This window comes from Atlantibacter hermannii (assembly GCF_009907385.1).
In the GTDB taxonomy this organism is placed as follows: domain Bacteria; phylum Pseudomonadota; class Gammaproteobacteria; order Enterobacterales; family Enterobacteriaceae; genus Atlantibacter; species Atlantibacter hermannii_A.
Genome location: NZ_JAAATR010000036.1, coordinates 67525 through 90152, shown reverse-complemented (window position 1 = coordinate 90152; position 22628 = coordinate 67525). Strand labels below are relative to the sequence as shown.

The following is a 22628-nucleotide window of genomic DNA, read 5'->3' as shown; positions in this document are numbered from 1 at the left end:
AAATTGGTATAACACATTCAGCCGAGTAATATCCAATCTCACCTACATATCATACCAATTATAAATTTTATAAAGGAAACTGGATGAACACTCTTGTTGAAGCCATGCCGGTCATCTGGGTAGCGCTTGGCGTCGTGGTACTGTTAATACTCAATATGAAGTTTAAAATCAATGGGATGCTGGCATTACTGCTGGCGGCAATCTTCGTGGGTGTTTGCGAAGGCTTACCGCTGGAAGCTATCGGCAAGTCTATTGAGACGGGGATAGGAAGCACCCTTGGTCACCTGGCGCTGATTATTCTCTTCGGCGCTATCCTCGGGAAATTGATGGTGGATTCGGGCGCTGCGCAGCGGGTCTCTTCAACGCTGCTTCAGCGCTTCGGGCCGAAAAAAGTACAGTGGGCGATTATGGTTATCGGGCTGATTTTTGGCCTCGCCATGTTCTATGAAGTAGCCTTTCTGATCCTCGCGCCGCTGGTGATCAGTATCGCCAGGGAAGCGAAAATACCGTTCCTGAAACTCGGTATCACCATGGTCGCCGCAGCAACCACTGCCCACAGCCTGTTCCCGCCGCAGCCTGGCCCTACCGCGCTGGTGGCGGCGTTTCATGCAGATATGGGGATGGTCTATATCTACGGCGTGATTGTGGCGATCCCAACGGTGATTTGTTCCGGGATTATTTTGCCGAAACTGTTGGGTAACCTGGAGCGCCCGATCCCACAACTGCTCGAATCTCAGAAAGTATTCCGCGATGATGAGATGCCCTCGTTCGCCGTCAGTTTGCTGGTTCCGCTGATCCCGGCAATCATCATTACCGGCGTAACGCTTATCAAGCTGGTAGTCCCGGCGAATCCGCATGTCACCTCGCTGCTGAACTTCGTCGGCAGCGCGCAAATCAGCATGCTGATCGCGGTGCTGGTGGCGCTCTATGCCTTCGGTACCGCACGCGGCAAGTCGATGACCGAAGTAATGCTTTCGTATTCCACTGCGATCGAAAAAGTCGCGCTGGTGGTGTTTATTATCGGCGCAGGCGGCGCGTTTAAGCAGATCATTATGGATACCGGCGTGGGTGACTATATCGCCGATATGATGCGCACCTCCTCGGTGTCGCCGCTGATCATGGCGTGGTTTATCACCGTGCTGTTACGTCTGGCGACCGGTGCGGGTACGGTTTCGGCAATTACCGCCGCCGGGATTGTCGGGCCGATGATTACTACCTTTAACGTCGATCCGGCGCTGATGGTGCTGGCGACCGCGTCCGGGAGTAACACCCTGACGCACGTTAACGACGCCGCCTTCTGGCTGTTCAAAGAATATTTTGGCCTGTCTATAAAAGATACTTTTAAGACCTGGGGCTTGCTGGAACTGACTAACTCAGTGGTGGGCTTGCTGATTGTTCTGCTGCTGGACTTGATAATTTAAGTGCCTCAGAAAACAAAAAAGCCGGGCATTACTGCCCGGCTTTTTAAGCGAAAATGCCGACGATTACGCCTGGCCTTTCACTTCTTTCAGACCGTTGAACGGTGCACGATCACCCAGCGCTTCTTCGATACGAATCAGCTGGTTGTACTTAGCAACACGGTCAGAACGGCTCATAGAACCGGTTTTGATCTGGCCAGCAGCAGTACCGACTGCCAGGTCGGCAATGGTCGCGTCTTCGGTTTCGCCAGAACGGTGAGAAATAACGGCAGTGTAGCCTGCATCTTTCGCCATCTTGATTGCAGCCAGCGTTTCGGTCAGAGAACCGATCTGGTTGAATTTGATCAGGATGGAGTTAGCGATGCCTTTCTCGATGCCTTCTTTCAGGATCTTGGTGTTGGTAACGAACAGGTCGTCACCAACCAGCTGGATTTTGTCGCCCAGGACTTTAGTCTGGTAAGCGAAGCCGTCCCAGTCAGACTCGTCCAGACCATCTTCGATGGACACGATCGGATACTGTTTGGTCAGTTCTTCCAGGAAGTGGGTGAATTCTTCAGAGGTGAACGCTTTGTTGCCTTCGCCAGCCAGAACGTATTTGCCGTCTTTGTAGAATTCAGATGCTGCGCAGTCCATCGCCAGGGTAACGTCTTTACCCAGTTCGTAGCCTGCTGCTTTTACCGCTTCAGCGATAACAGCCAGCGCTTCGGCGTTGGAACCCAGGTTCGGCGCGTAGCCGCCTTCGTCGCCCACAGCGGTGTTCATGCCTTTAGACTTCAGCACTTTCGCCAGGTTGTGGAACACTTCAGAACCGATGCGTACCGCTTCTTTCAGGGTTTTCGCGCCAACCGGTTGAATCATAAATTCCTGGATATCAACGTTGTTGTCAGCGTGCTCACCACCGTTGATGATGTTCATCATCGGCAGCGGCATAGAGAATTTGCCCGGGGTGCCGTTCAGTTCAGCAATGTGCTCGTACAGCGGCATGCCTTTCGCGGCAGCGGCAGCTTTAGCGGCAGCCAGAGAAACAGCCAGAATCGCGTTAGCGCCGAAGTTAGATTTGTTGTCAGTACCGTCCAGCTCGATCATGATTTTGTCGAGGCCAGCCTGGTCTTTCGCGTCTTTACCCAGCAGAGCCTGAGCAATCGGGCCGTTAACCGCGCCAACAGCTTTGGTTACGCCTTTGCCCATGAAGCGGGATTTGTCGCCATCGCGCAGTTCCAGCGCTTCGCGGGAACCTGTAGAAGCCCCTGACGGCGCAGCTGCCATACCGACAAAACCGCCTTCCAGGTGAACTTCAGCTTCAACAGTCGGGTTACCACGGGAGTCGATGATTTCACGACCGATGATTTTAACGATTTTGGACATTAGATTTTCCTCTAGTCACAAGTTAACTAAAACTCCAGACAAACAGTGCACCGTATGTGGGTGCACTGCCGTACTAACTCGTTTTACTTCGCCTGACGCTTCTGATACTCAGTTGCGGCCTTCACGAAGCCTGCAAACAGTGGGTGTCCATCACGTGGTGTGGAGGTGAATTCCGGGTGGAACTGACACGCCACAAACCAGGGGTGATTCGGCACTTCGATGATTTCGACCAGTTGATCATCGCCAGAACGACCCGCAACACGCAGACCCGCTGCTTCAATTTGTTTCAGTAACAGGTTGTTGACTTCATAACGGTGACGGTGACGTTCAACAATGGTCGGCGCGCCGTACAGCTTGCGAACCAGGCTCTCATCATCTAACTGGCACTGCTGTGCGCCCAGGCGCATGGTGCCGCCGAGGTCGCTCTTCTCAGAACGCACTTCGACATTGCCGTCTTCATCACGCCATTCCGTGATAAGCGCCACGACAGGGTACTTACAGTCTGGCACAAATTCGGTTGAGTTGGCGTTGTCCATATTCGCCACATTACGGGCGAATTCAATCAATGCAACCTGCATCCCCAGGCAAATGCCCAGGTAAGGAATATTGTTTTCACGCGCATAGCGCGCAGTGGCGATTTTGCCTTCCACGCCGCGATAGCCGAAGCCGCCAGGGATGAGGATCGCGTCCAGACCTTTCAGCACTTCGTCGCCACGGGTTTCAACATCCTGCGAATCGATCAGCTTGATGTTGACTGTCGTACGGTTTTTCAGGCCGCCGTGTTTCAGCGCTTCAATCACCGATTTGTAGGCGTCCGGCAATTCAATGTATTTGCCGACCATCCCGATGGTCACTTCACCAGCCGGATTGGCTTCTTCGTAAATCACCTGCTCCCATTCTGCCAGATTTGCCTCAGGGCAGCTCAAGCTGAATCGTTTACAAATATAATCGTCCAGCCCCTGGGATTTCAACAGGCCCGGAATTTTATAGATTGAATCGACATCTTTCAGAGAAATAACCGCTTTTTCCGGAACGTTACAGAATAAAGCAATTTTGGCACGCTCATTAGCAGGGACTGCGCGATCGGAACGGCAAATCAGGATATCTGGCTGAATACCGATGGAGAGCAGCTCTTTGACAGAGTGTTGTGTCGGCTTGGTTTTAACTTCACCGGCTGCGGCCATATACGGCACCAGGGTCAGGTGCATATACATGGTATGCTCGCGGCCCACTTCCACCGCCATCTGGCGAATCGCTTCAAGGAACGGCAGGGATTCGATATCGCCGACGGTACCGCCGATTTCTACCAGTACCACGTCGTGGCCTTCGCCGCCTTCCAGAATGCGTTCTTTAATGGCGTTGGTGATGTGCGGAATAACCTGTACGGTCGCGCCAAGATAGTCGCCGCGACGTTCTTTACGCAGAACCTCGGAGTAGATGCGGCCCGTAGTGAAGTTGTTGCGACGCGTCATACGCGTGCGGATAAAACGCTCGTAGTGGCCGAGGTCTAAATCGGTTTCAGCGCCGTCTTCAGTTACGAACACTTCCCCGTGTTGAATGGGGCTCATGGTGCCCGGATCGACGTTGATATACGGATCCAGTTTCATGATAGTTACGTTGAGGCCACGGGCTTCAAGAATGGCTGCGAGGGAGGCTGCGGCAATGCCTTTACCCAGAGAGGAAACGACCCCGCCGGTCACAAAAATATAGTTCGTTGTCATGCTGAACCTGAGAAGTTAGGTTTAAAGACGGTGGAATACCAGGACGGGAAAGTAGTATACCTGAACAGGACGGGGCTCACAAACTTTCATTCTCAGCAATCAACGCCACACCTCGCTTAATAAAGCCGGAAGAAAATAGCCCGTCTGGCGGAAATGTTTTTGACGTAAATCAAGCACTTGTCAGTTACGTTTTGCAACAACAAGCGCTTGATCGCAAAAACTGTTTATTTATCAGCTTCCTGGCGTTTTACTTCGCACCAGGCATTTTCCATCTGATCGAGCGTAGCGTCGCCCAGTTTTAGCCCCCGGGCGGCGATGATCTTTTCCACTTCGCGGAAGCGGCGCTCGAATTTGCGGTTAGCCTTTTGCAGCGCGATTTCCGCTTTACTGCCCAGGTGACGGGACAGGTTTACCGTCGCAAACAGCAGGTCGCCAATCTCCTCTTCCAGCTTCTCCTCGTCCACCACCGCCTGGTTGGCTTCATGCATCACTTCATCCAGCTCTTCATGCACTTTGTCGACCACCGGGCCGAGGGTGGTCCAGTCAAACCCCACCGCCGCGCAGCGTTTCTGGATTTTATACGCCCGCATCAGCGCTGGCAGGCTTTCAGGAATATCGTCCAGCGCAGAGTGTTGCGCTTTTTCGGCCCGCTCGGCGCTTTTGGTTTTCTCCCAGTTAGCGAGGACTTGCTCGCTATCGGCAAAGTTCGCCTCGCCGAAGATGTGCGGGTGACGGCGCTCCAGTTTGTCGCTGATGGCGCGGCAAATATCACTGAAATTAAAGCGCTCCTGCTCTTCAGCCATGCGGGCGTAAAACACCACCTGAAACAGCAAATCGCCCAGTTCGCCGCGCAGATCGTCAAAATCTTCCCGCGCGATGGCGTCGAGCACTTCATAGGTTTCTTCGAGGGTGTAAGGCGCGATGGTGGCAAAGGTCTGCGCGTTATCCCACGGGCAGCCGGTTTGCGGATCGCGCAGTCGTTCCATAATGCCCAGCAGGCGATCGAGTTGATTCATAATGAGATCCTGTTAATAAAAACGGGGTACAGCGTATTTGCGCTGCACCCCGGCCCTCTGGCGAACAGAGGCTAAGAGCAATTATCCGTGCAGGCGGCGGGCGTCGATAACGTCCGGCACCTGGTTGAGTTTGCCCAGCACGCGGCCCAGCACCTGCAGGTTATAGATTTCAATATCCATATCGATGGTGGCCAGTTGCTGTTTAGTATCGCTGCGGCTCGCCACGCCAAGCACGTTGACTTTTTCGTTGGCTAAGATGGTGGTGATATCACGCAGCAATCCACTGCGATCGTTGGCCGTTACGCGCACCACCAGCGAATAGCCTGCGGAGTAACTTTCGCCCCATACCGCATCAACAATGCGCTCCGGCGCGTGCGACTGTAATTCAGTCAGTTGATCGCAATCGGCGCGGTGGATAGAGATCCCGCGTCCCTGGGTGATAAAGCCGACGATATCGTCTCCGGGGATGGGCTGGCAGCAGCGGGCGATGTGGTGCATCAGGTTACCGACGCCCTCCACCACCACGCGACCGTTGTTCTTGTTGTTGCGGGTCTGCGGCTGATAGCTTTTTTGCTGAAGCTGCTTCAGCGCAGCGGCATCCTGCTCGGCGGCGCTGGGCTTATTAAACTGCGCCTGCAGGAAATTAACCATCTGATTGAGGCGAATATCGCCGCCGCCAATCGCCGCCAGCAGCTCCTCGATTTCATTGAAGTTATAGCGCGGCAGCAGATGCTTTTCCGCTTCCTTCAGGCTGATGCCGAGGTGCGCCAGTTCATCGTCGAGGATTTGACGCCCGGCGAGGATATTTTTATCGCGATCCTGTTTGCGGAACCATGCGTGGATTTTAGAGCGTCCACGGCTGGTCGTGACGTAGCCCAGATTCGGGTTCAGCCAGTCGCGGCTCGGGTTCGGCTGTTTCTGGGTGATGATTTCAATCTGATCGCCCATTTGCAGCTGATAGGTAAACGGCACGATGCGCCCGCCGATTTTGGCCCCAATGCAGCGGTGGCCGACATCGCTATGGATGTGATAGGCGAAATCCAGCGGCGTGGAGCCGGCAGGCAAATCCACCACATCGCCTTTCGGGGTAAACACGTAGACCCGGTCGTCGAACACCTGGCTGCGTACTTCGTCGAGCATTTCGCCGGAATCGGACATCTCTTCCTGCCACGCAATCAGTTTGCGCAGCCAGGCGATACGGTCTTCATAACCGGCATGGCCGCCGCCTGCCGTGCCTTCTTTGTATTTCCAGTGCGCCGCCACGCCCAGCTCGGCGTCTTCATGCATCTGGCGGGTACGGATCTGGATCTCCACCGTCTTACCGCCTGGCCCCAGCACCACGGTGTGGATTGACTGGTAGCCGTTGGGTTTCGGGTTGGCGACATAATCGTCGAATTCGTCAGGCAGATGGCGGAACAGGGTATGGACAATCCCCAACGAGGCGTAGCAGTCCTGCAAACGTTCGGCCACGATGCGCACTGCGCGCACGTCAAACAGCTCGTCAAAGGCGAGATGTTTCTTCTGCATTTTGCGCCAGATGCTGTAAATATGCTTCGGACGCCCGTAAACCTCGGCTTTTACGCCCTCTTCTTTAATTGATTTGCGGATCAGCCCCACGAATTCGTCGATGTAATGTTCACGGTCGATACGCCGCTCATGCAGCAGTTTGGCGATGCGTTTATATTCCGCCGGCCGCAAATACCGGAAGCAGTAATCTTCCAGTTCCCATTTGAGCTGGCCGATGCCTAAGCGGTTGGCCAGCGGCGCATAAATATTGGTGCACTCTTTGGCCGCCAGCACGCGTTCGTCTTCCGGCGCGTCTTTGACTTCGCGCAAGTGGGCGATACGCTCGGCAAGTTTAATCACCACGCAGCGGAAATCGTCCACCATCGCCAGCAGCATGCGGCGCACATTGTCGACCTGCTCTGAAGAGACGGAGTCAGTATGGGTGGCTTTCAGCTGGCGGATGGCGTCCATATCGCGCACGCCGTGGATCAGATTGACGATGGATTTGCCCACCGTCTCTTTGAGCACGTCTTCACTCACCACGTCGGCATCGGCAATAGGGAAAAGCAGCGCGGCGCGTAGCGTGTCGTTATCCATACTCAACATCGAGAGGATCTCCACCATCTCGACGCCGCGCCACAGCAGCAGCTCCGCCTGCGGGTGCCCTTTGGTGAGCTGTTCGCAATACGCCCAGGTTTCGGTTAAGCGTTCACACGACTGCTGGTTATTGATCCCAAGACTCGCAACCCATTTTTCATGGTCAAATTCACCAGCTTTATTGAGATGTGCACTTCTTACCGCAACCATTGTCCTCTCCTTCAGGGACGCGTTGGCCTGTTACCAGGCCTTCACTCATGCCGAACAAACAGCACCATAGACTCCAGATGCCCAGTGTGCGGGAACATATCCAGCATCGCCAGCCGCTGAATTTGGTATCCCGCCTGCAGTAATACGTCGCTGTCGCGCGAAAGCGTGGCTGGATTACAGGAAACGTAGACCACGCGGCTGGGCATTAATTTCACAATATGCGGCATCACGCCGGGCGCGCCGGCGCGGGCCGGGTCCAGTAATATCTTATCAAACCCCTGCGCAGCCCAGGGCTGTTGCGTAACATCTTCTTCCAAATTTTCATGAAAAAAGGTGACGTTTTTAAGCCCATTATCTTCGGCATTACGCTGAGCCTTCGCCACTAATGCGGGGACGCCTTCCACACCAATGACATTGTTGGCGCGCGTGGCCAGCGGCAGGGTAAAATTGCCCATTCCGCAAAACAGATCCAGCACCCGATCGTCGGGTTGTACATCAAGCCATTCAATGGCCCGCGCCACCATCTGCTGGTTGACCGCATCATTAACCTGGATAAAGTCGCGCGGGCTAAAGGTTAAGCGTAGACCGTCTGAATGATAATACGGCGCGTCCCCGGTCAGCTGTTCCAGTGAATCACTTTGCGGCGCTAAAAACAGCGCCACATCCTGCTGATGCGAGAACTGTTCCAGTTTTTGTTTATCTTTTGCCGATAACGGCTCGGGATGGCGCAACACCATCAGCGGACCGTTATCCGCCAGCACCAGTTCCACATGCCCCAGCCGCCGCGCGCCCTGTAATTCGTTCAGGCAGGTACGCAGCGCGGGCAGCAACGCCTCAAGCTGGGGAGCCAAAATGGGGCACTGCCGGATATCGATCAGTTCACTGGAGGCGGCTTTGCGAAACCCCATCTGTAAGGTTTGCGCGCGGGCCAGGTAATTCAAGCTCAACCGCGCACGACGGCGGTAGCCCCACTCCGGCCCGGCAATGATCTCGTCAACCGGATGGTTCATCATGCGCGCCAGTGCCTGGGATTTACTGGTTTGCTGAAGCGCAACGCTGGCATGCTGCTGCTGGCAGCCGCCGCAGACGCCGAAATGCGGGCAGCGCGGCGTGACGCGGGCCGGGCTATCATGTAGCCGTTTGTTTACCGTCGCGTGACCAAAATTGCGTTTATCCTGGGTGAGCGTCACCTCCGCCCGTTCGCCTGGGAGTAATCCGCTAATAAATAAAGCCTTACCATCGTGACGAGCTACGCCCTGACCAAAAGGGTCAAGGTCATTTACCGTAACGGTTATGATCTGACGCGTCGTCACGCGTCGCTTTGCAGAGTAGAATTGCGCCATTGCTTACAGGTATTCTTAAAACTAAGTGACGATGATTGTCCCATAACGGAAGCCCATGACCAACTACAGCCTGCGGGCACGCATGATGATTCTGATCCTGGCGCCAACCGTGCTTATCGGGTTGCTGCTGAGTATTTTCTTCGTCGTCCACCGCTATCATGATTTACAGCGCCAACTGGAAGACGCCGGAGCCAGCATTATCGAGCCGCTGGCGGTGTCCAGCGAATACGGCATCAATCAAAAAAACCGTGAATCCGTCCGGCAGTTGATTAGCGTTCTGCACCGCCGTCATTCGGATATTGTGCGGGCGATATCAGTCTACGATCGGGACAACAACCTGTTCGTTACCTCGAATTCCCATTCCCGAACCGAAGGGCTGCGTCTCAGCGAAGGCAGCGCGCTGCCCACGCACCTCACGGTAAGCCGTCAGGGCAACGTAATGATTATGCGCACGCCGATCATCTCGGAGAGCTACTCACCTGATGAATCAGCCGCCACCGACGCCAAGCCGGAAGGCAATATGCTGGGCTACGTGGCGCTGGAGCTCGACCTCAGCTCGGTGCGGCTGCAACAGTATAAAGAGATGATCATCTCGGTGTTAATGCTATCGCTATGCATTTTTTGCGCATTGATATTCGCCTGGCGTCTGATGCGCGACGTCACCGGGCCGATCCGCAATATGGTGAATACCGTCGACCGTATCCGTCGCGGGCAGCTCGATAGCCGCGTGGAAGGCTTTATGCTTGGCGAACTGGATATGCTGAAGAACGGCATCAATTCAATGGCGATGTCGCTGGCGGCCTACCATGAGGAAATGCAGCATAACGTGGACCAGGCGACCTCGGACCTGCGTGAAACGCTGGAGCAGATGGAGATCCAGAACGTGGAGCTGGATCTGGCCAAAAAACGCGCCCAGGAAGCGGCGCGGATCAAATCCGAGTTCCTCGCCAATATGTCCCATGAGCTGCGTACCCCGCTCAACGGCGTGATCGGCTTTACCCGGTTAACGCTGAAAACCGATCTCAATCCTACCCAGCGCGACCATCTCAACACCATTGAGCGTTCGGCCAACAACCTGCTGGCTATCATCAACGATGTGCTGGACTTCTCAAAACTGGAAGCCGGGAAACTGATCCTCGAAAGTATCCCCTTCCTGCTGCGAACCACACTGGACGAAGTGATGACGCTGCTGGCCCATTCGGCGCATGACAAAGGGCTTGAACTGACCATCAATATCAAAAACGATGTGCCGGATAACGTGATTGGCGATCCGCTGCGCCTGCAACAGGTGATCACCAATCTGGTGGGCAACGCCATTAAATTCACCGAAAGCGGCAATATTGATATTTTTGTTGAGAAGCGAGCCATCAGCCACAGCAAAGTGCAGCTTGAAATCCAAATCCGCGACACCGGCATCGGCATTCCGGAGCGCGATCAGTCGCGCCTGTTCCAGGCCTTCCGCCAGGCGGACGCGAGTATCTCCCGGCGTCACGGCGGCACCGGTCTGGGGCTGGTGATCACCCAGCGTCTGGTCAATGAAATGGGGGGTGATATCTCATTCCACAGCCAGCCGAATCGCGGTTCGACCTTCTGGTTCCATATCAATCTCGATTTGAACCAAAACGTGGTGATTGACCGCCAGACCACAGACATTCTGGCGGGCAGACGCATTGCTTACGTAGAGCCTAACCAGGCCGCCGCGCAAAGCACCCTGGATGTGTTAGCCACCACGCCGCTTACCGTGGTCTATAGCCCTACGTTTACCGGCCTGACGGAAAGCCATTACGATATCCTGCTTTATGCCACCTCTGTGACTCAGCGTGAGCCGCTGACCATGCAGCATGAGCTACTGGCAAAAGCGGCGACCATGACCGACTGCCTGCTGCTGGCCCTGCCCTGCCATGCTCAGGTAGACGCTGAGGCGTTGAAGGAAGAAGGTGCGGCGGGCTGTTTACTGAAACCCATCACGGCAACCCGGCTGCTCCCGCTGCTGCTGGAGCATTGTCCTAATGGTCATCCTGTACACCTGCCTGCCGACGAGCAGGGCAAACTGGCGATGACGGTGATGGCGGTAGACGATAATCCAGCTAACCTGAAGCTGATCGCCGCGCTGCTTAACGATCACGTTCAGCATATTGAACTGTGCGAGAACGGAATAGAGGCCATCGAACGCGCCAGGGCGCAGCCGCTGGACATTATCCTGATGGATATTCAAATGCCGGGCATGGATGGCATTCGCGCTTGCGAACTGATCCGCCAACTGCCTCATCACCAGCAAACACCGGTGATTGCCGTTACCGCACATGCCATGGCGGGCCAGAAAGAAAAACTGCTGGCGGCGGGGATGAATGATTATCTGGCGAAGCCCATTGAGGAAGAAAAATTACGGGCTTTATTGCTGCGCTATCAGCCGGGTCAGGTGGTCGCCAGCATGCCTGCGGCGCCCGCCGCCGCGCCAGAACCGCAGCCGGATGCCACCCTCGACTGGCAACTGGCCCTGCGCCAGGCGGCCAATAAGCCCGATCTGGCGCGGGAGATGCTGCATATGCTGCTGGAATTCCTGCCGGAAGTGCGCAACATCCTTGAGGAGCAGTTGGTCGGCGAAAACCCGGAAAATCTTTTGGATACCATCCATAAGCTGCAAGGTAGCTCAGGCTATAGCGGCGTTCCGAGGCTCAAAAAACTGTGCCATTTGATTGAGCAGCAGTTGCGAAGCGGTACGCCACCTGCCGATCTTGAGCCGGAAATGCTGGAGCTATTGGATGAGATGGACAACGTGGCACGAGAGGCGCAGAAAATACTGGCTTAGTCCGGCAAATGAACCCCTGTCGAGAGTATTGCCGGACAGCCAGTGCGACTTTTACTTCGCCTGAGCGTCATACATCACGGTAACGTCAGGGTGAGCGAGCAGCAGAGAGGCAGGGAACTGAGTAGAGACCTGTGTGGTTTCCATCAGCCGCTTCAACACTGCTTGCTTATTTTTACCGGTGACGATCACGATGATTTTTTTGCTCATCAGAATTTGCGCAATGCCGGTCGTAATGCCGCGCGTAATGGGAGCCGTTCCTGCAATCATTGGATGTTTCATTGATGAGTCAGCCAGTTCCACCACCGCTGTTTGAGCGGGTAATGCATCGGCGGGCTCATTAAATCCAATATGTCCGTTGAGGCCAATCCCCAGAATGCACAGATCGGGATTGACGATGCCGCTCAGCAACGCGTTGGCTTTATCACACTCCAGCTGAAGACTGGATGACAGCGCATTAATGCCTGAGTAATTCTCCTCCCTGATTCCCCATGGCTGCAAAACATGCTTCATCAAATAGCTGTCGCAGGATTGCGAATGGGCAAGCCCTAACCCTTCCCATTCATCAAGTTTATGAATTTTTACCGATGCAAACCGCGAAGTATCACCGTTTAGCTTCTTAGAAACGCAATCATAGGCCAATGTCGGGGACTGACCCGATGCCAGCATCATAAACGCATCCGGCTTTGCATTGACGACACCGATAATTTCATCTGCCGCTTTATCGGCAAGGGTATGTTCAGACTCAATACAGATAAATTTCATTTCAACCTCTTTTCATAGATAACGTAACTTGATAATTAACCGGATGTGCGAAAGCTTCGGTATATTCCATTGCAATACCGCCATTTGTAGCCTGGCGAACAATTTTAATAATCGGCGTACCGGGTTCCAGCCCCAGCATTTCGCTTTCCCGTTTTCCGATTAAAACGGGGTGATAAATTTCTTCAACAAAAATGCTGTATTCCCCCGTGCATTGCGCAATCATGTGGTACAAACCGTGCTTTTTAATATTTTCCTCATTAATGCCCTTAAAGCGCTCATAGGGTAAATAACTGGTTTCGTAGAGTGCCGGTTTCTTTTCAATATGGCGTAACCGGGCAATCCTGAGAATTAACCCCTCGCGCCCCAGTTCTAATTCTGAAGCAATGCGGGCATCTTTAATGATGGTAAAATCTTTGATGCTGGTACTGTGCTGCTTGCCGTATGCCGCCATCTCATCGGTAAAACTTATCGGCTTACTGTTATCATGCATCATCGCAGGCATTTTAACGGTGGTGCCGATGCCGCGGCTTTTTGTCACATAACCCAGCGAGGCCAGATAGCTGATTGCACCTCTAATCGTTGCGCGGCTGCACATGTATATTTTTTCCAGCTCGGGCTCCGCAGGTAAAAGCTGGCCAATTGAGTAAAGTGTGCCGATTTTATTTTTAATATCCTCGGCTATCATCAGGTATTTAGGATTAAATTCCGTCGTTTTCATTGGCATTTATCCTGACCAGTTGTTCAGCTAAAGAAGTGATACCTTCTTTACCATGCTGAATAATTGCCTGAATAAGCGACGCATCGTCACTGTCATCCTCGCGCAAACTGATTGCCGCATGAAGCGTGGTGAAATTACAACCTGCAATAACGTGATAACCCGGATTAACAATGGCAATCTCGCTGGATTTATTAAAAGGCGTGCCCCCTAAAATATCGGTGCAAAATATCACGCCCTCCCCTGAGTCGACGCGATTGGCGCAAACAATCAGATCGGACTTAAGCTCTTCTGCACCTTTTTCAAAATCATAGGGAGCAATGGCCAGTTGCTCTGTATGCCCCAGAATCCCTTGTACCAGAGAAAATAACCCCTGGGCAAACTCGCCATGTCCGGATATAACAATGCCTTTCATCACAAGATCCCCGCCCAGGAAAACACCAGACTGATCGCAGCAATCAGTGAAATTAGCGTCAGCGGTTTCGCGCCTTTATATTTAATCAGCCAGAACAGCAAACCGGTGACCAGTAGCGGCAGCAGTTTTGGCGCGATCGCATCCAGCAGATCTTTTTGCACTGTTACGACGGCATCTCCGGCGTGGATCACTAAAGGCGTCGTGATGCTGACATAGGCGGCAATTAACCCGCCGATGACCGTGAGACCCAACAGCGTGGCGGCGCGAGTGATCATTCGGGTACTGTCTTTCAGTGAAGTGATCGCCTGGATCCCCTGGCGATACCCCACCCGCATCAAACCAAAACGCACCAGGTTTTGCAGCAGGAAAAAAGCCAGAATATAAAAGAACGGCGCAATCGCATTGCCGGTTGACGCAAGGCTGGCTGCAATGCCGCCGATAATAGGAATACCCGTCGCCCACAGCAGCGAATCGCCAATCCCTGCCAGAGGCGCCATCGCAGCGAGCTTCACCGCATTAATGGTGGCTACCGGTTCCTTGCGGCTTTCTGCCGCCAGACCCAACGCCAGCGGTCCTGGCACCACGAAGGTATTGGTGTTAAAAAACTCGTTATGGAGTTTCAGGGATTTTTTCAAATCCTCAGGGTTATTGGCGTGGATTTTTTTCAGCGCGGGCAGCAATGCAAACAGCACGCCTCCCGCCTGCATACGCTCGTAGTTGAATGAGGTATTCAACAGCATGGTCCGCCAGGCGACTTTATTTAAATCAGCGCGCGTCAGCGTCACGGGCGTTTTATCTTCAAATTCAATTTGGTTTTCAGGTAATGTATGCATGGTAAAAATCCTTTTAAATACCATCAGTTTCAGCAGGCGCGGTGTCTTTGCTCAGGCTCTTTTGCAAATAATAATCATAAATCACAAAGCAAAACGCGAAAATCGCCAGCGCCAGCACCGGTAAATTCAGATACGCGGTCGCAAAGAAACCGAGAATAAGAAAAGCGACGTATTCAGTACGGAACATCATTTTCAATAACATGGCGAAGCCGACCGCAGGAAGAATGCCCCCCGCAACGCCCAGACCATGAATAATCCATTCAGGAAGCACTTTAATTGCCTGAGCCGCTTTATCCGCACCGAAATAGACCGGAATAAAGGAGACAATAAAATAGAGCACCGCACACAATGCCAGCCCCATATACTGGTTTATTTCAATACCTTTATAATTGCCCTCTTCAATATGTTTATCGTTACGGTGCATCAACCACGCCAGTAGCGTACAAAAAGTTGTCATTATCGCCTGCATTAACACGGCAAACGGCACCCCAACGGCAATAGCCGTCTGCGGCGGTAATTTACTGACAATAGCAAACGTAACGCCCATTAAGGTCCCAATAACCATATTCGGCGGCTGTGCACCGCCAAACGCGGCGGTTTGCCCTAAAAAGACCAGCTCAAACATGCCGCCAACGATTAAACCCGTTTTCACATCGCCTAATACCAGGCCAACGAGAAATCCGACAACCACTGGCCGATAAATCTGGAATTGTTCGGCAAAAGAATCCGCGCCGCAAATGGCCCCCACCAGCGCCAGTAATAGAGCCGTTTCAAGATTCATAATGTTTTCTCATCAAGCGTAACGACCTGATCGGTCGGGAGTAAGCAGTACGTTAACGCGACGCCTTGTTGAATGATTTCTTTCAGCATGACGCGCTCCTCTGGAGTCACATAAATTGTGCGGAAAAGATTTTCTGCACCGGGTTTGGCGCTGATATTGCCTAAATTAATCTGCGTAATGGGAAAGCCGCCCTTTACCAGGCGCGCGGCATCACTGATGCTGCGCAGCAGAACGAATATTTTCTGGTGCGGCGCCGCTTTATCAATAATTTGTAACGCACGCTCAATTGAAAAACAGCGTAAATCAACGCCCTCAGGAACGGCCATCGCCAGCAGTAATTTTTGAGAGTCATTAACCGCAACGTCGTCATTTGCAATTAAACATAAGTTGGCTTTGGTATGGGGGAGCCAACTGGTAGCAACCTGACCATGGATTAAACGATCGTCGATTCGACAATGAACTATATTTGCCATGAATTATCACCTTAATAAAATAGACCGCACAAACATACTAATGTTTGCGTTATTACTGTAATCGGTGACAAACATGTCTGAATGTGATGTATGACAATTTTTTCGATGGAATAAAATTATTAAGAATCAGGAACGATTGTCATTAGTTAGCGTTATTATTGGCGCACCCAGGCATAAGGCGTTATTTAAGAATTTAACCCAGGCAAATCTCCCTTAATATAAATAAAGAGATAAGCAGCAATCATCAGTGCCAGAAGAAAGCAAATAAAAACAAGATATTCTGAAAAAAAAGCGGACTAACCGATTAAATAAAATAATAAGTTAGTAATTATAAAATAATAAACAAGGCGAATCTTTGGTGAGACTTACCCAAAGATCTGCACGGTGGAATGGTGAAAACTGCCGCCCTTTCCTTCAGGAAGAGGCGGCATTTATGATTACAGCGAAGACATTTTTATTACAGCAGCAATATTGCGGGCATTCATCCGAAGATTCTCTGCGGCATTTTCCAGGGCCTCATCCAGGGTACAGATACGCGGGATTACGCTAAAAATCGCATCCAGCCCGTGGTCGTAAACCACGTCCACATCTGCCGTCAGGCTGCCGGCAATGCCAATCACCGGAATTGCATAGCGTTTCGCCACGCGGGCCACGCCGATGGGCACTTTGCCGTGAATGGTCTGGCTGTCGATCCGCCCTTCCCCGGTGATCACCAGGTCCGCATCGCGCACGGCGGCGTCCAGCGCCAGCGCTTCGGTAACAATTTCGATGCCCTGACGCAGATCCGCACCGCAGAAAGCATACAGCGCCACGCCCATACCGCCCGCTGCGCCGCCGCCTTTTAACGTCATCACGGATTTATCAAGATCGCGCTCAATGATTTGGCCGTAGTGGGTCAGCGCGCTATCAAGCTGTTTAATCATCTCCGGCGTCGCCCCTTTTTGCGGGCCGAAAATCGCGGTTGCGCCTTCCTCACCCGTCAGGGGATTGGTCACATCGCAGGCGGCTTCGATACGGCACTCCGCCAGCCGCTTATCAAGCTGGCTGATGTCGATGCGCGCCAGCTGGCTCAACGCGTCGCCGCCAAAGCCCAGTGGTTCGCCCTGTTTGTCCAGCAATCGCGCGCCCAGCGCCTGCACCATGCCCGCGCCGCCGTCGTTGGTCGCGCTGCCGCCCAGGCCGATAATAATATGCCGTACCCCCGCATCCAGCGCGTGGCGAATCAGTTCGCCGGTGCCCCAGCTGGTGGTGATGCGCGGGTCGCGGCGCGCTGGCGCTACCGACTCCAGACCGCTCGCCGCCGCCATTTCGATAAACGCCTGCCGCTCATCGCCGGAAAGCCCATAAAACGCGTCGACCGGCTCGCCCAGCGGCCCGGTGACGCGAAGATTGACAATGCGGCCCTGCGTCGCCGCCACCATCGCCTCGACGGTGCCTTCGCCGCCGTCGGCCATGGGGATTTTTACCATCTCCGCATCGGGAAAAATCTGCCGGAAGCCGTCCTCAATGGCGGTCGCGACCTCAAGCGCAGTCAGGCTCTCTTTCCAGGAATCAGGAGCGATAACGATTTTCATAGCTGTTCCTTTCGCGCGGTTTTATTTCGCCTCTTTTGATAAAGCATAAGCGGCGACAACGGCAGCCGCCTGCCGTTAAAAAAAACGGTGCCCGAGGGCACCGAGACGATTAACGCACCATGCAGGGGCGCTTGTTATCGAATTTCCACTCAGGAATAAGATACTGCATACCCATGGCGTCATCGCGTGCGCCAAGTCCATGTTTTTGATAAAGCGCGTTGGCTTTCATCACCTGGTCCATATCCAGCTCGACGCCCAGGCCCGGCGTTGACGGCACCTGCACCATGCCGCCCTTGATTTCGAACGGCGCTTTGGTCAGACGCTGGTTGCCTTCCTGCCAGATCCAGTGGGTATCGATGGCGGTAATGTTGCCCGGTGCGGCAGCCGCAACGTGAGTGAACATCGCCAGCGAGATATCAAAGTGGTTATTGGAGTGCGAGCCCCAGGTCAGGCCGAAGTCATGGCACATCTGCGCCACTCGGACCGAACCCTGCATAGTCCAGAAGTGCGGATCCGCCAGCGGGATATCCACAGATTGCAGCGACAGGGTGTGCCCCATCTGACGCCAGTCGGTGGCGATCATGTTCGTCGCGGTTGGCAGACCGGTGGCGCGACGGAACTCCGCCATCACTTCGCGTCCGGAATAGCCCTGTTCAGCGCCGCACGGATCTTCCGCATAGGCCAGCGAGCCTTTCAGGTATTTGCCGATTTTAATGGCTTCGTTCAGCGACCATGCGCCGTTCGGATCCAGGGTGACGCGCGCCTGCGGGAAGCGCTTCGCCAGCGCAATAATGGATTCGGCTTCTTCTTCACCCGCCAGCACGCCGCCTTTGAGTTTGAAATCATTAAAGCCGTATTTCTCGTAAGCCGCTTCCGCCAGGCGTACTACCGCCTGCGGGGTCATGGCTTCGTCGTGGCGCAGGCGATACCAGTCGCACTGATCGTCCGGCTGGCTCTGGTACGGCAGCGGAGTCCGTTTACGGTCGCCGACGAAGAACAGGTAGCCGAGCATTTCCACTTCGCTGCGCTGTTGCCCATCGCCCAGCAGCGACGCCACATTCACGCCCAGGTGTTGGCCTAACAAGTCCAGCAATGCGGCTTCAATACCGGTAACCACGTGAATGGTGGTGCGCAAGTCGAAGGTTTGCAGACCGCGGCCGCCCGCATCGCGGTCGGCAAACGTATTGCGCACGGTATTGAGGATATTTTTATATTCACCGAGCGTTTTACCCACCACCAACGCGGCGGCATCTTCCAGGGTCTGGCGAATTTTCTCGCCGCCCGGGATCTCGCCCACGCCAGTATGGCCTGAGTTATCTTTAATAATCACAATATTACGCGTGAAGAACGGGGCATGGGCGCCGCTCAGGTTCATCAGCATACTGTCATAACCCGCCACCGGGATAACCTGCATTTCGGTGACTACGGGCGTGGATTGATAAGTCGTCATCATGTAAATCCTTTATCTAAGCCTTCAGGAACGTCCGAATACCGGGCGTTTGCGGTCAAATGTCCAACCAGGAATCAGATACTGCATTGGGCCGGCATCGTTACGCGCGCCGCCGGGCAGTTTCTTGTACGCCTCGTGGGCGTTGTGGATTTGATCCCAGTCGATCTCCACGCCCAGGCCCGGCGCATCCGGTACAGCAATTTTGCCGTCTTTAATTTGCAGCGGATCGCGGGTCAGCCGTGATTCGCCTTCCTGCCAAATCCAGTGAGTATCAATGGCGGTCGGGTTGCCCGGTGCCGCCGCGCCAACGTGAGTAAACATCGCCAGCGAAATATCAAAATGGTTATTGGAGTGGCAACCCCAGGTCAGGCCCCAGTCGTCGCACATCTGCGCCACGCGCACGGCGCCGCTTAAGGTCCAGAAATGCGGGTCCGCCAGCGGGATATCGACCGCATTGAGCATGATCGAGTGGCCCATTTCACGCCAGTTAGTGGCGATCATATTGGTGGCGACTGGCAGGCCGGTCGCGCGGCGGAATTCCGCCATCACTTCTCGTCCTGAGTAGCCCTGCTCCGCGCCGCACGGATCTTCAGCATAGGTCAGCACATCATTCAGCCCCTTGCACAGCCCGATGGCTTCATCCAGCAGCCAGGCCCCGTTCGGGTCTACGGTGATGCGCGCATCCGGGAAGCGTTTTTTCAGGGCGCGGGCGGCGTCAATCTCTTGCTCGCCCGGCAACACGCCGCCTTTCAGTTTGAAATCTTTAAACCCGTAGCGATCCTGAGCAGCTTCCGCCAGACGCACGACCGACTCACTGTTCATCGCTTCCTGATGACGCAGGTGATACCAGGGATGCTTGCCCTGCTCGCCCGCCTGATAAGGCAGGTCGGTTTTGGTGCGATCGCCGATGTAGAACAGGTAGCCCAGCACGGTTACCGCATCGCGCTGCTTGCCAGGGCCGAGCAGTTCGCATACCGGTACGTTCAGCGCTTTGCCCAGCAGATCGAGCAGTGCCGCTTCCAGCGCCGCCACGGCGTTCACTTTCAGTTCAAACGTCCAGGCGCCTTTACCGAAGGTATCGAAATCCGCGGCCTGATTGCCCTTGTGAACCTGCTGCACTACGCGATTCAAACGCGCCACTTCCTGACCAACTACCGTGGGAATCGCGTCTACCAGCGTCTGGTAAATCACTTCGCCGCCGGGGGCTTCCCCAACGCCGGTGTTGCCGGCGTTGTCGGTCAGAACCACGATGTTACGGGTGAACCAGGCGTTATGCGCGCCGCCGATGTTCATCAGCATGCTGTCCTGGCCGGCGACCGGGATCACCTTCATTCCGGTAATGACGGGACTCGATTGTGTGGTCATGCGCGGCTCCCGTTAACAGGTTTAAGTTCGATTCGTTTGATATCGCCCACGATCACCAGATAGCTCAGCACCGCGATAAAGGCGTGGACACCCACATAAATCAGCGCGCCGTTGAACGAACCGGAGACCCCAACGATATAACCGATAGCGATTGGCGTCACGATACCGGAAATGTTGCCGAACATGTTGAACAGACCGCCGCTCAGGCCGCTGATCTCTTTCGGCGCGGTATCCGCCATCACCGCCCAGCCCAGCGCGCCGATGCCTTTACCAAAGAACGCCATGGCCATAAAGCCGATAATCATCCACTCTGCATCCACATAGTTACAGAACACCATGGTCATGGAGAGCAGCATACCGAGCACGATCGGCGTCTTACGGGCGATATTCAGCGAACCGGTACGACGCATCAGCCAGTCGGAAATAATGCCGCCTAACACGCCGCCCACGAAGCCGCAGATTGCCGGAACAGACGCCACAAACCCCGCTTTGAGAATCGACATACCGCGCGCCTGCACCAGATACACCGGGAACCAGGTGATAAAGAAATACGTCAGGGCGTTGATGCAGTACTGGCCGATATACACGCCGATCATCATGCGGGACTTCAGCAGCTGCTTGATTTGCCCCCATTTCTGGCTGAACGGTACGGTTTGTTTATTGCTCTTCTGATCCATATTGATCAGCGCGCCGCCGGCTTCGATGTAATCAAGCTCCGCCTGGTTTACGCCCGGATGCTGGTTCGGTTCGTGGATCATTTTCAGCCACAGGAAGCTGACCAGAATACCCAGACCGCCCATAAAGAAGAACACGTGCGACCAGCCCACGGCGTGCGTCAGCCAGCCCATGATCGGGGCGAAAATAACGGTCGCGAAGTACTGTGCGGAGTTAAAAATGGCGACGGCGGTGCCCCTTTCCTGCGCCGGGAACCAGGCCGCGACGATTCGGCTGTTGCCGGGGAAGGAAGGCGCTTCAGCAAGCCCTACCAGGAAGCGCAGGGTAAACAGCGCGACGATGATGCCGAAACCACTGAAGATATCGACGAAACCCTGCAGCAGGGTAAACATCGACCAGATAAAGATGGACCAAAAGTAGACGCGTTTTGAGCCAAAACGGTCAAGCAGCCAACCGCCCGGGATCTGACCGATTACGTATGCCCATGAAAAGGCAGAAAACACATAACCCATCCCGACCGGATCCAGCCCGATATCTTTGGCCATTTCTGACCCGGCGATAGAGAGCGTGGCGCGGTCGCCATAGTTAAACGAGGTGACGATAAACAGCATCACCACTATCCAATAACGAGCATTGGTGCGCTTTTGCACGGCGCTCGCCGTCTGGCTAATCGTATTCATTGTTGCACTCCTGAATCATAGCGTGTTGCTACATTCATTCTGAACAGCACAACCTGGAGGGTAATCAGAATGAGTTTTTGAGTTGTAAGTCGCAGTATTGTTAGCCCAGAGGCGTGACCGCCCTGTTTTCTGCGTTTTAAGAACTGGCGAAAAAAGTATATGAAGGGGACGAAAAGAGCTCACCGTGCAGCGCCACAACATTGCGCGGCATTACCTTGAGGGTTTATGGCATCCGCACAACGGAATGGGCGATGCTTCACGGAAATGAAACCGCAGGTACATGAAACATTGTTTCAAATGAAATGAAGGTAAAGATTGTGAGGCTTGTCGCTTGACGCAGAAAAAGACGGGACGAGAAGAGGAAACACAAAGCTCACTAAAGTGACGATTTATCAGCAGCTTGCCCTGGCATTAACCGCTGGCGATAAATTCTGAAAAGTCAATGTGAGCCCCCGGATGAGGGCCCGACATTAATTAAGCTGCGCCCCCCAGGCTTCAACCCAGGGATTGGAAACGGATTCCGGTTCCGGGTCTTCGCTGGCGTCAATCATCAACACCTCGCCTACGCGTTTGGCGTTTTGTTCAGCGAGCAGCGCATCGAACTGCTTGCCGGCACCGCAGAAATTCTTGTAAGTGCTATCCCCCAGGGCAATCACACCATAGCGCAGCCCCGGCTGATAACCCAACTGATCCTTAATACCCTGAAACAGCGGCGCGATGCTGTCCGGCATATCCCCCTGCCCGGTTGTCGAGGTCACTACCAGCACATAATCGTTCTCATACTGCCGCCAGTCGTTGAGCTCCGGATCTTCATACACGGTGGCGCTATGCCCCTGGCCGCGTAAGATAGCTTCCGCCTCCTCCGCCACCAGTAGCGCGTTGCCATACATGGTGCCGACAAAAATCCCTATCTTTGCCAT

At 54.1% G+C, this 22628-nt stretch carries 18 protein-coding genes; 2 read left to right on the top strand and 16 right to left on the bottom strand.

The window, feature by feature from the left end:
• Positions 1 to 83: 83 nt before the first annotated feature.
• Positions 84 to 1421, top strand: a complete 1338-nt coding sequence (locus GV764_RS11510; RefSeq protein ID WP_161660289.1) for a gluconate:H+ symporter — start codon at positions 84 to 86, stop codon at positions 1419 to 1421.
• 63 nt (positions 1422 to 1484) lie between these two features.
• On the opposite strand, the gene eno is transcribed toward GV764_RS11510, so the two are convergent.
• From eno to rlmD, 5 genes are all read right to left on the bottom strand, one after another.
• Positions 1485 to 2783, bottom strand: coding sequence for a phosphopyruvate hydratase (gene eno, locus GV764_RS11505; RefSeq protein WP_125295603.1), 1299 nt, complete (start codon positions 2781 to 2783; stop codon positions 1485 to 1487).
• A gap of 83 nt (positions 2784 to 2866) precedes the next feature.
• Positions 2867 to 4504 carry a glutamine hydrolyzing CTP synthase gene (pyrG, locus tag GV764_RS11500; protein WP_161660288.1) on the bottom strand — a complete coding sequence of 546 codons (1638 nt, stop codon included), beginning with the start codon at positions 4502 to 4504 and terminating at the stop codon, positions 2867 to 2869.
• Positions 4505 to 4728: 224 nt separating this feature from the next.
• Positions 4729 to 5520, bottom strand: a complete 792-nt coding sequence (gene mazG, locus GV764_RS11495) for a nucleoside triphosphate pyrophosphohydrolase (protein WP_161660287.1) — start codon at positions 5518 to 5520, stop codon at positions 4729 to 4731.
• A gap of 81 nt (positions 5521 to 5601) precedes the next feature.
• Positions 5602 to 7833, bottom strand: a complete 2232-nt coding sequence (gene relA / locus GV764_RS11490; protein WP_161660286.1) for a GTP diphosphokinase — start codon at positions 7831 to 7833, stop codon at positions 5602 to 5604.
• Between the two features lie 41 nt (positions 7834 to 7874).
• Positions 7875 to 9176: a 23S rRNA (uracil(1939)-C(5))-methyltransferase RlmD gene (gene rlmD / locus GV764_RS11485; RefSeq protein WP_161660285.1), complete on the bottom strand. Its 1302-nt coding sequence runs from the start codon at positions 9174 to 9176 to the stop codon at positions 7875 to 7877.
• A gap of 55 nt (positions 9177 to 9231) precedes the next feature.
• On the opposite strand from rlmD, the gene barA reads away from it, so the two are divergent.
• A complete protein-coding gene (gene barA / locus GV764_RS11480) occupies positions 9232 to 11985 on the top strand; it encodes a two-component sensor histidine kinase BarA (protein ID WP_161660284.1) in 2754 nt (917 codons plus the stop codon).
• Positions 11986 to 12036: 51 nt separating this feature from the next.
• Here barA and GV764_RS11475 read toward each other — a convergent pair whose 3' ends face one another.
• The 11 genes from GV764_RS11475 to GV764_RS11425 form a co-directional block, all read right to left on the bottom strand.
• Positions 12037 to 12747 (bottom strand): 6-phosphogluconolactonase, encoded by a 711-nt coding sequence (locus GV764_RS11475; protein WP_161660283.1) that lies wholly within the window; start codon positions 12745 to 12747, stop codon positions 12037 to 12039.
• Between the two features lies 1 nt (position 12748).
• Positions 12749 to 13465, bottom strand: coding sequence for a GntR family transcriptional regulator (locus tag GV764_RS11470; protein ID WP_161660282.1), 717 nt, complete (start codon positions 13463 to 13465; stop codon positions 12749 to 12751).
• Complete coding sequence (locus tag GV764_RS11465) at positions 13446 to 13877, bottom strand: PTS sugar transporter subunit IIA domain-containing protein (protein ID WP_161660281.1); 432 nt, start codon at positions 13875 to 13877, stop codon at positions 13446 to 13448. Before GV764_RS11465 ends, GV764_RS11470 begins: the two co-directional genes overlap by 20 nt.
• Positions 13877 to 14710, bottom strand: coding sequence for a PTS system mannose/fructose/sorbose family transporter subunit IID (locus GV764_RS11460; RefSeq protein WP_161660280.1), 834 nt, complete (start codon positions 14708 to 14710; stop codon positions 13877 to 13879). Before GV764_RS11460 ends, GV764_RS11465 begins: the two co-directional genes overlap by 1 nt.
• 13 nt (positions 14711 to 14723) lie before the next feature.
• Positions 14724 to 15491, bottom strand: coding sequence for a PTS sugar transporter subunit IIC (locus GV764_RS11455; RefSeq protein ID WP_161660279.1), 768 nt, complete (start codon positions 15489 to 15491; stop codon positions 14724 to 14726).
• Positions 15488 to 15964 carry a PTS sugar transporter subunit IIB gene (locus GV764_RS11450; RefSeq protein WP_161660278.1) on the bottom strand — a complete coding sequence of 159 codons (477 nt, stop codon included), beginning with the start codon at positions 15962 to 15964 and terminating at the stop codon, positions 15488 to 15490. Before GV764_RS11450 ends, GV764_RS11455 begins: the two co-directional genes overlap by 4 nt.
• 437 nt (positions 15965 to 16401) lie before the next feature.
• Positions 16402 to 17538, bottom strand: a complete 1137-nt coding sequence (locus GV764_RS11445; RefSeq protein WP_161660277.1) for a glycerate kinase — start codon at positions 17536 to 17538, stop codon at positions 16402 to 16404.
• A 109-nt stretch (positions 17539 to 17647) separates the two neighbouring features.
• Entirely contained in the window at positions 17648 to 18988 is a 1341-nt protein-coding gene (gene gudD, locus GV764_RS11440; protein WP_161660318.1) for a glucarate dehydratase, read from the bottom strand.
• Between the two features lie 24 nt (positions 18989 to 19012).
• The gene (locus tag GV764_RS11435) at positions 19013 to 20353 is read right to left on the bottom strand and encodes an enolase C-terminal domain-like protein (protein WP_161660276.1); all 1341 of its coding nucleotides are present in this window, start codon (positions 20351 to 20353) and stop codon (positions 19013 to 19015) included.
• Positions 20350 to 21708 (bottom strand): MFS transporter, encoded by a 1359-nt coding sequence (locus tag GV764_RS11430; RefSeq protein WP_161660275.1) that lies wholly within the window; start codon positions 21706 to 21708, stop codon positions 20350 to 20352. The genes GV764_RS11435 and GV764_RS11430 overlap by 4 nt, the downstream gene beginning before the upstream one ends.
• A gap of 470 nt (positions 21709 to 22178) precedes the next feature.
• Positions 22179 to 22628 (bottom strand): flavodoxin, encoded by a 450-nt coding sequence (locus GV764_RS11425; RefSeq protein ID WP_161660274.1) that lies wholly within the window; start codon positions 22626 to 22628, stop codon positions 22179 to 22181.